Raw genomic sequence first — 14,325 nt, 5'->3', positions numbered from 1 at the left:
TAGAATAGCCCGTTATATGCCGGTTTATATAAACTATACTTTATGGACCACGAACACAGTTACGACCTTCACGTTTAGCTTGATAAAGATAGTGATCAGCAATTTTGAAAACTTCTTCAGTGCTTTTGGAGCTCTCTGGCCAGTATGCGATACCAATAGAAATAGTTACCGGGCCAGACAGGTTGGTAATATTCGATTCTATTTTTTTTCTTAAACGTTCAGCACTGTTATAGACTGCTTTTTTATCAATAGTAGGCATGAGTACAGCAAACTCTTCTCCTCCACAACGACAGCAAATATCATCTTTACGAAAATTGGTTCTTAAATGACCGGCAATTTGTTTTAAAACTATATCACCTTGAATATGGCCATAAGTATCATTAATTTTTTTAAAATAGTCGACATCAATCAGGATAATAGAAAAAGGTGTATGGTTATCTACCATTTCTTTAATAAAGATATCGATACCCCTGCGATTGTACAAGCCAGTGAGAGGATCAGAATTAACATGATGATTCATTTCTGAAATTTTCTTACTAAAATTTTGTGCACTTAAAAGTAAAGATAGTTTGAATTTCTGTACTTCATAATACCAAGGGCTAATCGCTTGAATTTTCTGTTCTATTTCTGGCTGGTTAAGACGACTCGCCATTTTAGCCAAGTGATTCAAGGGGGAAGAAATGAATAGTGAAAGTTTCCAGATCACCAAAAAGATCAATAGATAAAATAATAGGATAACAACTGATACTTTATAAATTACTGAATTTGCCTGTTTAAGTAACTCTCTGGTTGGCTGTTGAGAAACCACAATCCAGTTAGTAGTAGAAATACGAGCGAAACCTGCTAAATTTTCTATTCCTCGACTGTTAATGAGCTCTACTCGCCCTCTATTGATCTGGTTCATATAAGAGAGGGCAGTATTGTTAGTCATAATGCTACCTATTCTCGCGGAATCGGGATGAAAGATAATCTGTCTGCTTTGATCGATCACATACATATAATTTTTTTTATAACCGTATTCGCTGGCAAGAAGGTCACTGATAATATTTTTTTCATTTAAATTGATAACAACCCCCATATAGCCCTGATAAATATTTTGCTTGTTGAAGATTGGTTGAGCTATAAAAATAATTAAATTGTGCCTGATAGAATAATAAGGTTGAGAAATATAGGGTTGTTTACTCTGTGCTAGATGCTTGAAGTTTAGAAGATCCTGATTTGTCAGTTGACCGCTATCAAAACTGGCCGGACTAAAATTAAGAATATTTCCTCGACGGTCACCAATGATTACCGCATTAAAATAATGAGCTTGATTCTTCAGGCGATCGACTTCATATTGCCGTAATTTATTATTATCAAAAGAATGACTAACGGCTAAAGTACTATGCTTGAGCTCAGATAAAAGATTTCTAAAATAGTTGTCAGTACTATTCGCGATCTTAAAAGCATATTCATAGTTCAAGGCAAGTGAATCATTTATTAATTCTTTTTTAGCAATATAGTGACCAATGAGTAAGGAGATAATAAATAAAGAAGAAACAGCAAATATGGTAAGAATAAGGATTAGTTTTCTTAAGTTAAGGTTAAGGGCATGAATAAAGCTAATATGTGACATGGTGCATGAAATCTATATCAACAGTGAAATATTCTATCTTATTTTGTATGTTCTTGGTTAATATTTGTTCTTTTTATTTTTAGATATGGGTTAGTTAACCAAGTTAAAAGATATTAAAATTAGATAAATTAATAAAAAAATTCTATTTTAGAACTCAACCTTATGACATTTTATATATTTTTAATATATTAAAAAATAATAAATAATTTTTTAACTATTTATAATAAGTCTATAGTTTTTAATCACTTAATAGTTCCAATAAAAATTTATTCATTATGATGAAGTTTAATTTGTATTTTGATACATATTTTTATTATTTAAGTTAAAGCAAAACAGCCACTTATGCTAAGCTAAATATAAATAATAGATGAGGATAACTATATGAAAAATATACCAAATGGAACCCAAGTCATTCATCATCTAAATTATGAAGAACAAGTATTTTATAAAGAAGAGAATGGAAACTTACTATTTTGGAATGAGAGTAAATGGGAAAAAGCCCTGATAGAAAGTATTGAGATGATGATCATTAAAGATTTTGAATTAACTGATCTAAGAAACTAAAATATTATCCTGAAGAGGTCGTCTAAGATAGATCAATTTATAGCTGTAGCCCTGCCAATACAGGTGATTGAGCAGGGTTTATCATTTCTAATGTACTGAATTTATTTAATTTATCTGAAACTCAAGTTAAGTTAACCTATATTCTAGCTCAGGTAGACTTTTATAAAAGATATTAGTTAAGCTTTTGATTATATACCGATATTCTTCAAGATAAATGCGATAGTTGAATTTTAAAAACTCAATAAATTAAAAATAGATATTCTTTCTGTAAATAATTAAACTAGTTGGTCCGCTATTTGATCTGCTCTAATCTGGGCTTTAGCTTAAAATATCTCTGACCACTTTTTCTCTCCTGTACTGTAATTTATTAAGCCTATCTTGTTCAAGGTATAAGTTGGGAGAGCTAAGCAGGGTATTAAGTAGTGTCAGGTTTTAAAATAGATCTAAAGATGAATAGCTTAGTAAACAAGTTGAAAGTGAGGTTGGAAATTTGAGTCAAAATACCGTAATCAGAGAGCTATTTGATCGGCCAATCGAGCAAAAAATTTGGGTCGCGCCAATGGCAGGGGTGACAGATCGACCATTTAGAACCTTATGTAAATACTTTGGTGCAGGCCATGCTGTTAGCGAAATGATGACAGCTGATAAGACACTGAGGATGAGTAAAAAGAGTTTATATCGGGCTAATTTTGATGGTGAATTAGCTCCAATTTCTGCCCAGATAGCAGGATCTGATCCAGAACAACTGGCTGAAGCAGCACGTTATCAGATTGCTAATGGTGCTCAGATTATTGATATTAATATGGGATGTCCGGCAAAAAAAGTTTGTAATAAACTTGCAGGCTCTGCTTTATTACAGGATGAAGAACTGGTTGCGCGTATTTTAGATACCGTAGTTGCCGCAGTTGATGTGCCAGTTACCCTTAAAACTCGTTTGGGGTATTTAAATGGTCAAGAAAATATTCTGCGTGTGGCGAAGCGGGCAGAAGAGGCTGGTGTTGCGGCACTGGCTTTACACGGTCGGACTCGTGAAGACATGTATTTAAATCATGCACGTTATGATTTGATTCGTGAAGTTAAAAAAATTATTCATATCCCAGTAATTGCTAATGGCGATATCGATAGTCCTGAAAAAGCCAAATTTGTATTGGAACATACAGGCGCCGATGCGATCATGATTGGGCGTGCAGCACAGGGGCGTCCATGGATATTTCGAGAAATTGCCCATTATTTAAATACTGGAGAATACCTAAAAGCCCCTGATATTGAAGAGGTAAAACATGTATTACTTGGGCATTTAAGTGAGCTCTATGAATTTTATGGGGAGTATTCTGGCTGCCGTATCGCCCGTAAACATATAGCTTGGTATACCAAGGGCTTATATGCCAGCAATGAGTTTCGTCAGAAAATGTATCAAGTAGAAAGTACGTTAGAGCAGGCAAAAGTAGTAGAAGCTTATTTTAACCAGTTATTGGCCCAAGGACGTTTAATGAGTGATGTACAGCAAGAAACTGTTAACCTGCTTGATCCTTAAGCCAAAAAGAGGCTAGGCATGAATATTGTATTGCTCTAGCCTCCGGTTAAAAACTGTTAATCTGAATTTAAATGAGTGGCCTGATTAATTTCAAGATTTAGCAGGTTAATCAGGTCAACAGCATTTAGCTGTCGAATCTGGGCAACATTACTGCCGGCCCAGAATGCCCCATACTCATAATGACCCTGTTTGGATGCAATTTGATGCAGTTGTTTTGCAATATCATAAACATATGGATAGGCGGGTAGACTTGGCCGCTGAACCAGATCAACTTCGGTATGCCATGCATTAATCAGGCCGCGTGCCGGGCGTCCTGAAATAGTTGAGGTAATTTGAGTAAGAGGCCGGTTAAATAAAGCTTCGCGATAGGCTGCATTGGCATTTGAGCTTGGACATTGCACGAAGGCAGTTCCTAACTGTACAGCTTGAGCACCAAGTGCAAGACATTGCTGTGCCTGGCGGCCGTTCATGATTCCGCCCGCTGCTACGACTGGTAAATCAAGATATTGTAAAATTAAGCGTACCAAGTCAGTCGTTTTAATGGCGCTGTCACGATGCGGGTTAAAGCAGCCACGATGTCCACCGGCCTCTACCCCTTGAGCAATAATGACATCAATCCCTGCTTCTGCAATTGCTTTTGCTTCCGCCAGATTGGTTGCAGAAACCATAGTTAAAATCTTTGCTTTTTTAAGTGCTTCAATTTGATGTGGGTGTGGAATACCAAAATGAAAACTGACGGCTGCTGGGCAAGTCTCTAAAACAAGATTAAGATAATCATCTGAGTCCTTAAAGCTTGGATAGATATTTTTTAACTCGTTAGGCGCAGAGGCATCAAATTTTCTAAAGTGCGGTTCTAGATATTCAATCCATTCTTGTGCAGTATCCTGATCCAGTATTTTAGAGCGATGACAAAAAAAATTAAGCTGAAAGGGCTGTCGGGTTAGCTGTTGTGTTTTTAAAATCTGTTCACGTGCCTGCTCAACTGTATTGGCTCCTAGGCCTAATGAGCCCAAAGCTCCGGCATTAGAGACTTCAGCCGCCAGCTCGGGTGTACTTACACCTGCCATAGGCGCCAAGAAAATAGAGTGTTTCAAGCTAAGTCTTTCGATCAGATTCATATTCTTATTACCTAAATTTTATTTTAAGATTTACGTCAAACGCTCGAGAGATGCAACCAATATCCAATATTTTGTTAATAAATAACGTAATTTCAGGCATGGCTAATTTCCTAATGCCTTTTTTATATGAAGGCAGAGCAGGCCATAAACTTGAGTTTCTCTATCACTACCAGATTATATTCAAACTAAAATAGCCTAAGTTAAATTAAATTAACTTAACGACATGCCCTGTCGCAAAGAAATAAATGCAGGCTTTGCAGTCGCAACAGACTAGTATAATTAATGATTATCTCTCTACATGGATGATTGGGTCTATGTCTGAACGTATTCGCGAGAAACTGCAAATTCTGGCTGATGCCGCCAAATATGATGTATCCTGCTCATCAAGTGGCAGTAATCGAAAAAATAAGGATAAAGGACTCGGAAATACCGGTTCCGGGATCTGTCATAGCTATACTGAAGACGGTCGTTGTGTCTCTCTGCTTAAAGTCTTATTTTCAAATATCTGTATTTACGACTGTGCTTACTGTGTTTCAAGGCGTTCAAATGATGTGAAACGTGCTGCCTTTACTGTGCAGGAAGTCGTAGATCTTACTATTAATTTTTATCGTCGTAACTATATTGAAGGCCTGTTTCTAAGTTCAGGGATTTTTAAATCGGCTGACCATACTATGGAACGCATGTTGCAGGTGGTTAAAAAGCTTCGGTTAGAAGAAAATTTTAATGGATATATACACTTAAAGACTATTCCAGGAGCTTCACCTGAACTGATTACAGAAGCTGGACTATATGCTGACCGGATGAGTATTAATCTGGAAATGCCAACAGCAGATGGACTACAAAAGTTTGCACCTGAGAAAAGTCACAGTGAGGTGCAGAAAGATCTGGGAATTGTCCGTGACCGGCTTATCCAGTTTAAGGATGAGCGTAAAATTATTAAAACAGTACCCAAATTTGTTCCGGCAGGTCAAACCACACAAATGGTTGTCGGGGCGCATCATGAAACTGATCAGGACGTGATTTTAATGGCAGACCGCCATTATAAAGAGTTTAAACTGAAGCGTGTCTATTATTCTGGTTATATTCCAATTAACTCTGAAGATCAGGCTTTACCTGCCATTGGATCAGCACCACCATTATTACGTGAAAACCGGTTATACCAGACTGACTGGCTCATGCGCTTTTATGAGTTCGATGCTCATGAACTGGTTGATGACGAACATCCGAACCTTGAACTGGATGTAGACCCAAAATTGGCTTGGGCACTACGTCATCCTGAACAGTTTCCGGTAGATATTAATACGGCTGAATATAGAATGATCTTGCGCGTGCCGGGTATTGGCGTACGTTCTGCAAGAAAGGTCATCCAGGCGCGGCGCTTTGGCAGTATTCATATTGATCAGCTTAAACGCATGGGGATTGCTTATAATCGGGCCCAGCACTTTATTCGCTGTGCAGATACACCCAAATTTATCAAAGAAATGTTGCCGAGCCAGATCAGGCAGCAGATTCTGCTGGCCGGCCAGTCCAAATACAATGCACAGCTCTCTCCACAATTAGGACTAGGCTTTTAAGTGGCCCAGTATGTTTTTGATGGCAGTATGACCGGACTGCTAAGCTGTGTTTTCCGGGCTTTTCAATTTAAAGAGTTTTCAGTAAAAATTAGTATAAAAGGGCGCTTCCAGTCGGGACTGTTTGATGAGGTGATTCATGTAAGTGCAAATGATGAACATGCACAACGTGTATGGAATGCTTTAAAAATTAAAGTTGAATATACGAGCCTGAAAAATTTTTATTACACTTTTTTATCTGAACAGGAACAGGCATTTCAGCAGCTCTTTGAATTTTGTATATATGTATTTCAGTCTGCTTTACCCGTAGACTACAACTATGGTCATGCTGCGGTATTGGGTCTTTCCCAATGGACCAAGCAGGTAGGGCGTGAGAAGCACCGCATGGAAGCTTTTGTCCGTTTCAAAAAAGCCAAGAATGGTCTTTTCATTGCGCTGGTACGGCCAGACTTTAATGTATTGCCTCTTATTGAACGGCATTTTAAGGACCGTTATCAGGACCAGTCTTGGCTGATTTATGATGAGAAAAGGAATTATGGAATTTACTATGATTTAAAACAGGTCCATCAGGTGCATATGCAGGTAGAACAAGTGGACCAGACATTACATACTGGGTTTAGTCAGAAATTTACAGTGGAACTGGATGATGATGAATTGCTTTATGACCAGCTCTGGAAAGACTATTTTTGTGCTATTAATATTGAAGCTCGACGTAATATAAAACTGCATATACAGTATGTCCCTAAACGTTATTGGCGTTATATGAATGAGAAAATATTGTCCGAAGACTCATTTTTGCAAAAGAGATGAGAAAAATTTCATAATCGAATAAAGTAACGCACAGTATTAAGCTTAGAGTTAATGATGAAATTCTTCCATGTTGTTTTAATTTCTTTATCTCTTGTTTTGCTGGGAGCATGCGCAGAAAAACGGCCTGATGATTTCCATAGTACGCCAGCTGATTATCGGGTAAATAGTGCAGTAGAACTGCAAACCAAAATAGATCATCTTAACCAGGAATTACAGCAACAATTCTTAACTTTCAAATCTCAATATCCTGATGCGTTTTCTGATCCCAAGGCTGAGCTAGATGTTCATAATTTGCATACATTAAACGAGCATCTGGTGAGCCGGTTTGCGTTGAAGAATGCAAAAAATGGTTATTGCAACATGATGAACAGCTATTTCGTGAAGATGTTTCAAATTGGACACCAGAATCTCAATCTGGTTGAACATCTTAAACTTGAACATCTACCTGCTCATGAAAATCTGAAAGAAATTTTTGCTCAACCCGAAAATTTCTATCAGTTTATTATTAATCGTTATACCAGCTATCGACAAGTGCAAGAGACCATGAATTATGGCTGTAACCTAAAAGGTGCTCTCGAGCCGTAAATAAAAAACCCATCATATCGATGGGTTTTTTATTTAGCAGCTAGTCAATTTTTCTGGTTGGGGTGCTTCCTCTGGAAAGAAGACAGGACGTAGTTTTACACCAATAGTATTACCTAAGAAGGCAAAGATCAGCCATAACCATCCATGTAAACTACCTGAAGCAATCCCACTGAAATAGGCACCAATGTTGCAGCCATATGCCAAGCGGGCACCATAGCCCAGCAAGATACCGCCCAGAACTGCAGCCAGCAGTGAACGACGCGGTATGTTGAAGTTAGGAGCAAACTTACCGGCCAGACTCGCAGCCAGCAATGCACCCAGCATGATACCGAAGTTCATCATGGAGGTTACATCAAACCAGAGTGGTTCAGTAAGGGCTTTAGCATTGGCAGGTTGTTGCCAATATGCCCATGAGGCGACATCTATACCACCCAGACTAGCTGCTTTGGCAGCCCATACAGCTAAAGCCGAGGTTACTCCCCAAGGCCTGCCAGCCAAGGCCAATGTGGCAAAGTTCAGTAAGGTCAATAAAATCCCGCCCCAAACCAGTGGCCAGGGACCACGTAAAAAGCGTTTCCAGCCAAACTCTGATGGGGGAGAGCCGATTTCTAATGCACCATGGCGCTTTTTCTCAAAATAAACAGTTGCCAGCGCGATGACTGCAAAGAGAGCAAAGTTCAAAAGTAAAGCAGGCATTACCCCCAAACTTTTAACAACAGAGACAGGCGCCAAGTGCGGCAGGTTAAACCACCAGTCCAGATGCAAGGTTGCCAACAGGGAACCCAGACAGAAAAATATCAGGGTAACCACCATGCGGGCACTACCGCCACCGACCGTATAAAGCGTTCCAGATGCGCAACCACCCCCTAATTGCATGCCTATACCAAAAATAAAAGCACCAATCACAACCGAAGTGGAAAGTGGAGACACAAAACCGGTTACCGGCTGACCAAAAAGCTGGCCAGCTCCTAAAGCAGGAAAAAATAGTAATACAGCCAGTGCCAGCATGATCATTTGCGCACGCAAACCACGACCTCGACGCTCCTTGATAAAAACGCGCCAGCTGGAAGTGAAGCCAAAGGATGCATGGTAGAGTGTCATCCCTAATGCTCCACCAATGAGAAGCAGCAGGGCTTGATTCAAGCCAACAATCTGGTATGCACTCATTGCACCAATTAACAGCAGCAGCAAAGCGACCCAGACCGTAACTTGAGAACGATTGGATTTTTCAGCAACAAGATTCATGGGAGAAAAATAATACGAAGAGAATGAGTCTATTTTAACTTATTTTGATGCCTTAATTATTATGTAAATCTATAAAATATATAATATATAACTGAGAATAAGTGATAAGTTATAGTAGTTAAACTGATACAAAAGTCTGAACTAAAAAACAGAAATTTTAATTATTTCTCTCTGTATGCAAACCTGATGAAATAAATAAACAATACACATAGTTTAAATATCAGATCAATGTCAGAAAAGATAAAATATATTAAAGATAAAAAAATGCACTACAGATGTATTAAATAATGAAGGAAGAAAAAATGGATATTATTCCAGCCGAGCAGGCAAAACTATGGACTTTAGAAGCGGGTCTGACTATGACGGTAGTACGAGACAAGCTTAATGATCTGATTGAACAGGCAGCCAGACAGGGGAATACTGTTATATTCATGATTTTACCTAAATACATTGCACTTGAAGACATACATGCTCTCTCAGCAGAGCTGCATGAAATAGGTTATCAGGTCAGGTTTGGACTCGAAGAGAGCTATTATTATTTCAATATCCATTGGCATTAAAACTAAAACAGGCTCCTAAAGAGCCTGCCTTTTAAATCAAAGATTTTTAGACCGATGTCATGCCACCTTCATGCTTGACTTCAAGATGTTCAGGCAGATGTGGATTGGTTAATGCAAAGGCTTCTTTTAACTGCATATCAAAGTTATCTGTAAGCATACTGTCAAAACGCTTGGCATTATAGCGGATAAGTTGTTCAGCTTCTTCATCAGTAATAAAGCCCCTGCTGACCGCATCTTCTACATGCTCTTCAAAAGTTAAACCGACAAACTGTCCCTTGGATTCAGCTTTTTTAAATCTGTCCCAAAGCGGTTCAATCTGTAGCAGCATTTTAAAAGTAGATTCTAGTCGGCCATTTACATCATCTTCTCGGACATTATAGTAAACATGAGCTTTTAGTTGTTCGCGGAACGGATTTTCCATCATAATCCACTGAGCCACCTGTTGTTTGAGCTTATCATTGGGTTTGGCCACAGGGCGACCAAAGGGAAAGCAGACCAGTTTAACCAGCCCGGCTGCTGCAGGCACTGGAAAATTGGCAAATAGACCGTAAAAAGCCTCTTGTACCTGATGAAACGCTTTTTCCAGAGCCAGTTGTGCGTGATCCTGTTCAGCTTCAGTCCTACTGCCACGTTCATAATATTTTAAAATAGAAGTCGCAATGAATAGATAGGAGTGGATATCAGCCAGACGGCCAGACAGCATTTCTTTGCGTTTGATATCACCAGCAAGTAAACCCAAAGACATATCGGCAGTTAAGGCAAAGCAGGCACTAAAACGGTTAACCAGCTTATAGTACGGTAGAGTAAAATCATCGGCTGTAAAAGCTGCACGTGAAGAACCACCTGTAAATGCGTAGGCCAATGCCCGTGCACCCCGGTTTAAGGTATAGCCTAAGTGATGATAAAGCATTTCATTAAACTTGTTTAAGGCACCAGTCTTATCTGGAGATTGCAATAGCTGTAATTCTTCAAACAGATAAGGATGGCAACGCATTGAGCCCTGTCCAAAAATCATTAGGGAGCGGGTTAGAATATTTGCCCCCTCTACAGTAATGGATACAGGAACTGCCTGATACTGTAGAGCCAAAAAGTTGCGGGGTCCAAGTTGAATTGCACGACCACCGACTACGTCCATGCCATGATTGACTACTTTACGCATGGTTTCTGTTGCATAATGTTTTGCCATTGCCGTCATGACAGCTGGCGTGCCACCCTGGTTCAAACCACAGGTGACCATATAACGGAAAGCTTCCAGCATATAGGCATCACTGGCAATATCACTCGTCGCTTCCTGTACACCTTCAAACTTCCCGACTGAAAGTTTAAACTGCTGACGAATACGGGCAAAAGCACCGACAGTCAGGTAACACATTTCGCCTGCTGCGGTAGAGAGGGCAGGCAGAGAAATACCACGGCCAACTCCCAAGCATTCCATCAGCATGCGCCAGCCTTTACCTGCATTTTTGGGTCCGCCGATAATCCAGTCAATTGGGATGAATACATCCTTACCATCGACTGTACCATTCATAAAAGGTGAGCCCGGATAATGGCGCGGTCCAATTTCTATACCGGGATGGCTGGCTGGAATCAGGGCACAGGTAATTCCATATTCATTTTTGTTTTTATCACCAAGCAATCCGTCTGGATCAAACAGCTTAAAAGCCAGACCGACCACAGTTGCAATGGGTGCTAGAGTAATCCAGCGTTTGGAAAAATTCATTTTTAAGCCGAGTACCTGCTCACCGTCATACTCGCCATAGCAAACTACACCGGTATCAGGGATAGCACCGGCATCAGAACCTGCTTCCGGGCTGGTCAGACCAAAACATGGAATTTCAGTACCATTAGCTAACCCAGGTAAATAACGTTCTTTCTGCTCTTCAGTGCCGTAGTGCATTAACAGTTCACCTGGCCCAAGTGAGTTAGGTACCATACAGCTTACTGCCGCCGTCATGGAGCGTGAAGCAATTTTGCTCATAATCCGGCTTTGTGCAAAAGCTGTAAATTCCAGACCACCATAAATTTTAGGTATGATTAGACCTAAAAAGCCTTTCTCTTTAATAAACTGCCAAACGTGTTCTGGCAGGTCTTTATCATGATGATGAATTTGCCATTCATCTAGCATGTCACAAAGTTGTTCGACTTCATGGTCAAGGAAAGATTGTTCTTCTTCAGATAGATGCGGATAAGGATAACGGTCAAACTGATCCCAGTCTGGCGCGCCCATAAACAGTTCTTTTTCCCACCAGCTGGTACCGGCCTCTAATGCTTCGCGTTCGGTTGTGCTAATACTCGGCATTGCATTACTTAACCGGTCAAAAGCCGGACGTGTGATGAGGTTCATACGTAATGAATCAACAAGTAACACCAGACTAAGTAGAATTAGCGGTATCCCCAAAATTAAAGACCAAGGACTGATCAAAGCTGTAATAATGACAGCTCCGATCATCGTTATGGCACCCGTAACTCTGGATAACCCATAAAAAAATATGGCCCATATGGTAAACAGCTGTAGCAAAATACTCAGAATAAATAACATAAAATCACTCCTCTAAATCATTACATCTGATGTGTAAAAACGACCAGCAGGAATCAACAGTTACGAAGTCATCATTTTTCTGTTTATATCACTTGAGGTTTTTTCAGTGAGTCAGTGCAATTATTTTTAATTAGATTAAAATATTTAACCTGCTGTATTAATCCTTTTAAAGCCATATAAACTCAACCATAAATAGTTAAATTTTTGTCACCAAAAGTATAAAAATACTTCTAAATAAAAGACTATATAATTGATAGAAATGTATTTATTTGATGGTTTGGTACCTATAAAACCTGAAGATATATTTGAAATGAGGTTACATAAAATATGTTAGAGCCATACAGAGACTGACACTTTATGTAATGAATAATTTTTGAACATATTATAGAAATAAATATAGATCAAAAAATAGGAGAACTATTATGTCACGTGGAGATAAGTCAGCTTATACAGAAAAACAGAAACGGCAGGCTCAGCATATTGAAGAAAGTGAAAAAGAGCGCGGGCATTCAGAGGATGAGGCAGAACGGATTGCTTGGGCTACTGTAAATAAACAGGACGGTGGTGGCAAAAAGAAATCGGATTAACAGCCAACAGATTATAAAATTAGTAAAAAGGCCCTCACTAGAGGGCCTTTTTAGAGCTTAAAACAATTAGGCTTCAATCGTTTGAACTGCAATTTTTTTTGCTGGATCTGTTTTACGACGCACTTCAGGAACCGGTTCACCATAATACTGACGATCTGCAAAATAGCTTGAACGTACCATAGGTGCTGACCAGATATTTCTAAAGCCAAGCTTACGGCCATGTTCAGCATAACGCTCAAATTCTTCTGGCGTGACAAATCGGTCAATCGGTGCATGCTGTTTGGAAGGCTGTAGATACTGACCAATAGTGACATAATCTACATCATGCGCACGAAGGTCATCTAGAAGAGCAATTACTTCCTCTTCTTTTTCACCAATACCCACCATTAGCCCACATTTAGTTGGAATATCAGGGCAGTATTCTTTAAACATTTTTAACAGGTTTAAAGAGTGCTGATAATCTGAACCCGGGCGCATTGCCTTATATAAACGTGGCACAGTTTCAATATTATGATTAAACACATCCGGCGGGCATTCAGTCATAATACGTAGTGCAATATCCAGACGGCCACGAAAATCTGGAACCAGAATTTCAAGTAACGTATTTGGGCTAAGCTGACGTGCTTCTTTAATACAGTCAACAAAATGCTGTGCGCCGCCATCAAGTAAGTCATCACGGTCGACTGAGGTGATAACTGCATATTTTAGACCCAAATTTGCAATTGTTTCTGCCATATGGCGTGGCTCATCTGCATCTAATGCATTTGGACGGCCGTGAGCAACATCACAAAATGGACAGCGTCGGGTACAAATGTCACCCATAATCATAAAGGTTGCTGTACCACCACCAAAGCATTCTGGCAGGTTCGGGCAGGCAGCCTCTTCACATACAGTATGCAGTTTTTGTGAACGTAAAGTTGTTTTGATACGTTGAACTTCTTCTGGTGCAGTCATCTTCACCCGGATCCAGTCCGGTTTACGAGGCACTTCAACCGTAGGTACAACTTTTACAGGTATTCTAGCGACCTTTTCTGCGCCACGAAGTTTAATACCCTGTTCTGGTTTACGGTTTTCAGACATATTCAACTTTTCCACTGTTTGAGGAGAGATCAGATTGACAGGCTTCTTATTATAACGGACTTAGCTTTAAATAGGAAAAAAACGCTATTCATTTAAAAAATGTAGCCATCACATAATATAGGTGGGGGAAATACAGCAAATTCATCAGGATTACGTCATAATATAGGCAAGATAAGAGATAACGTTTTCATGTAAGGAGCTTTGAATGCCACGTAAGAAAGAGGTCGTTAGTGGGAATTTCGTTAAATATGATGCGGTAGTTCTCGGTTCTGGACCTGCGGGCGAAGGCGCGGCAATGAAGCTGGCGAAAGCAGGTAAGCGTGTAGCTATTGTTGATATGCGTGAGCAGCTCGGTGGTAACTGTACGCATGTCGGTACTATTCCAAGCAAAGCTTTACGTCAAACTGTATCGAGTATTATCCGTTATCAGCGTGATCCGATGTTTAAAAAAGTGGGAGACTGGAAACAGTTCACCATGAAACAAGTGCTACGCAATGCACATAAAGTGATTCAGCAA

13 protein-coding genes are annotated in these 14,325 nt (G+C 39.6%); 8 read left to right on the top strand and 5 right to left on the bottom strand.

Annotated features, from left to right (window positions below; all coding sequences use genetic code 11):
• Window positions 1–40: 40 nt before the first annotated feature.
• Window positions 41–1,615, bottom strand: coding sequence for a sensor domain-containing diguanylate cyclase (locus tag B3X18_RS14385; RefSeq protein ID WP_034670425.1), 1,575 nt, complete (start codon window positions 1,613–1,615; stop codon window positions 41–43).
• A 381-nt stretch (window positions 1,616–1,996) separates the two neighbouring features.
• Here B3X18_RS14385 and B3X18_RS14380 point away from each other — a divergent pair, with 381 nt between their 5' ends.
• Window positions 1,997–2,179 (top strand): hypothetical protein, encoded by a 183-nt coding sequence (locus B3X18_RS14380; RefSeq protein WP_005019410.1) that lies wholly within the window; start codon window positions 1,997–1,999, stop codon window positions 2,177–2,179.
• A 532-nt stretch (window positions 2,180–2,711) separates the two neighbouring features.
• On the top strand, window positions 2,712–3,713 hold the full coding sequence (gene dusB, locus B3X18_RS14375; protein ID WP_026443941.1) for a tRNA dihydrouridine synthase DusB: 1,002 nt from the start codon (window positions 2,712–2,714) through the stop codon (window positions 3,711–3,713).
• A gap of 56 nt (window positions 3,714–3,769) precedes the next feature.
• On the opposite strand, the gene B3X18_RS14370 is transcribed toward dusB, so the two are convergent.
• Window positions 3,770–4,831: an NAD(P)H-dependent flavin oxidoreductase gene (locus tag B3X18_RS14370; RefSeq protein ID WP_005026956.1), complete on the bottom strand. Its 1,062-nt coding sequence runs from the start codon at window positions 4,829–4,831 to the stop codon at window positions 3,770–3,772.
• Between the two features lie 314 nt (window positions 4,832–5,145).
• Between B3X18_RS14370 and B3X18_RS14365 the strand changes: the two genes are divergently transcribed.
• From B3X18_RS14365 to B3X18_RS14355, 3 genes are read left to right on the top strand one after another with little or no spacing between them, the layout of a single operon-like run.
• Window positions 5,146–6,405, top strand: coding sequence for a putative DNA modification/repair radical SAM protein (locus B3X18_RS14365; protein ID WP_005019414.1), 1,260 nt, complete (start codon window positions 5,146–5,148; stop codon window positions 6,403–6,405).
• Window positions 6,406–7,212, top strand: a complete 807-nt coding sequence (locus B3X18_RS14360; RefSeq protein WP_005026952.1) for a TIGR03915 family putative DNA repair protein — start codon at window positions 6,406–6,408, stop codon at window positions 7,210–7,212.
• Window positions 7,213–7,266: 54 nt separating this feature from the next.
• Window positions 7,267–7,797, top strand: a complete 531-nt coding sequence (locus B3X18_RS14355) for a hypothetical protein (protein WP_005026949.1) — start codon at window positions 7,267–7,269, stop codon at window positions 7,795–7,797.
• Window positions 7,798–7,830: 33 nt separating this feature from the next.
• Here the strand turns inward: B3X18_RS14355 and B3X18_RS14350 are convergent, their stop codons facing one another.
• Window positions 7,831–9,042, bottom strand: coding sequence for a YeeE/YedE family protein (locus B3X18_RS14350; protein WP_005026947.1), 1,212 nt, complete (start codon window positions 9,040–9,042; stop codon window positions 7,831–7,833).
• A 302-nt stretch (window positions 9,043–9,344) separates the two neighbouring features.
• Between B3X18_RS14350 and B3X18_RS14345 the strand changes: the two genes are divergently transcribed.
• Window positions 9,345–9,602 carry a hypothetical protein gene (locus B3X18_RS14345; protein WP_005026946.1) on the top strand — a complete coding sequence of 86 codons (258 nt, stop codon included), beginning with the start codon at window positions 9,345–9,347 and terminating at the stop codon, window positions 9,600–9,602.
• Window positions 9,603–9,648: 46 nt separating this feature from the next.
• Here the strand turns inward: B3X18_RS14345 and B3X18_RS14340 are convergent, their stop codons facing one another.
• Window positions 9,649–12,141 carry an acyl-CoA dehydrogenase gene (locus B3X18_RS14340; protein WP_017401062.1) on the bottom strand — a complete coding sequence of 831 codons (2,493 nt, stop codon included), beginning with the start codon at window positions 12,139–12,141 and terminating at the stop codon, window positions 9,649–9,651.
• A 422-nt stretch (window positions 12,142–12,563) separates the two neighbouring features.
• Here B3X18_RS14340 and B3X18_RS14335 point away from each other — a divergent pair, with 422 nt between their 5' ends.
• Window positions 12,564–12,728, top strand: a complete 165-nt coding sequence (locus tag B3X18_RS14335; RefSeq protein WP_005019422.1) for a hypothetical protein — start codon at window positions 12,564–12,566, stop codon at window positions 12,726–12,728.
• A gap of 66 nt (window positions 12,729–12,794) precedes the next feature.
• Here B3X18_RS14335 and lipA read toward each other — a convergent pair whose 3' ends face one another.
• On the bottom strand, window positions 12,795–13,808 hold the full coding sequence (lipA, locus tag B3X18_RS14330; protein ID WP_005019423.1) for a lipoyl synthase: 1,014 nt from the start codon (window positions 13,806–13,808) through the stop codon (window positions 12,795–12,797).
• Window positions 13,809–14,013: 205 nt separating this feature from the next.
• Between lipA and B3X18_RS14325 the strand changes: the two genes are divergently transcribed.
• On the top strand, window positions 14,014–14,325 hold a 312-nt coding region (locus B3X18_RS14325; protein WP_286935774.1), incomplete at its 3' end, for an FAD-dependent oxidoreductase.

The organism is Acinetobacter sp. UBA6571, assembly GCF_002434085.1.
GTDB lineage: Bacteria > Pseudomonadota > Gammaproteobacteria > Pseudomonadales > Moraxellaceae > Acinetobacter > Acinetobacter radioresistens.
This window is presented reverse-complemented; position numbering and strand designations above follow the sequence as displayed.

Excerpts from the sequence above, each read along its gene's own strand:
- B3X18_RS14345 (WP_005026946.1), top strand. The coding sequence starts at position 9,345 with ATGGATATTATTCCAGCCGAGCAGGCAAAACTATGGACTTTAGAAGCG.
- B3X18_RS14350 (WP_005026947.1), bottom strand. The coding sequence starts at position 9,042 with ATGAATCTTGTTGCTGAAAAATCCAATCGTTCTCAAGTTACGGTCTGG.
- B3X18_RS14365 (WP_005019414.1), top strand. The coding sequence starts at position 5,146 with ATGTCTGAACGTATTCGCGAGAAACTGCAAATTCTGGCTGATGCCGCC.
- B3X18_RS14370 (WP_005026956.1), bottom strand. The coding sequence starts at position 4,831 with ATGAATCTGATCGAAAGACTTAGCTTGAAACACTCTATTTTCTTGGCG.
- B3X18_RS14340 (WP_017401062.1), bottom strand. The coding sequence starts at position 12,141 with ATGTTATTTATTCTGAGTATTTTGCTACAGCTGTTTACCATATGGGCC.
- B3X18_RS14380 (WP_005019410.1), top strand. The coding sequence starts at position 1,997 with ATGAAAAATATACCAAATGGAACCCAAGTCATTCATCATCTAAATTAT.
- lipA (WP_005019423.1), bottom strand. The coding sequence starts at position 13,808 with ATGTCTGAAAACCGTAAACCAGAACAGGGTATTAAACTTCGTGGCGCA.
- B3X18_RS14335 (WP_005019422.1), top strand. The coding sequence starts at position 12,564 with ATGTCACGTGGAGATAAGTCAGCTTATACAGAAAAACAGAAACGGCAG.
- B3X18_RS14355 (WP_005026949.1), top strand. The coding sequence starts at position 7,267 with ATGAAATTCTTCCATGTTGTTTTAATTTCTTTATCTCTTGTTTTGCTG.
- B3X18_RS14385 (WP_034670425.1), bottom strand. The coding sequence starts at position 1,615 with ATGTCACATATTAGCTTTATTCATGCCCTTAACCTTAACTTAAGAAAA.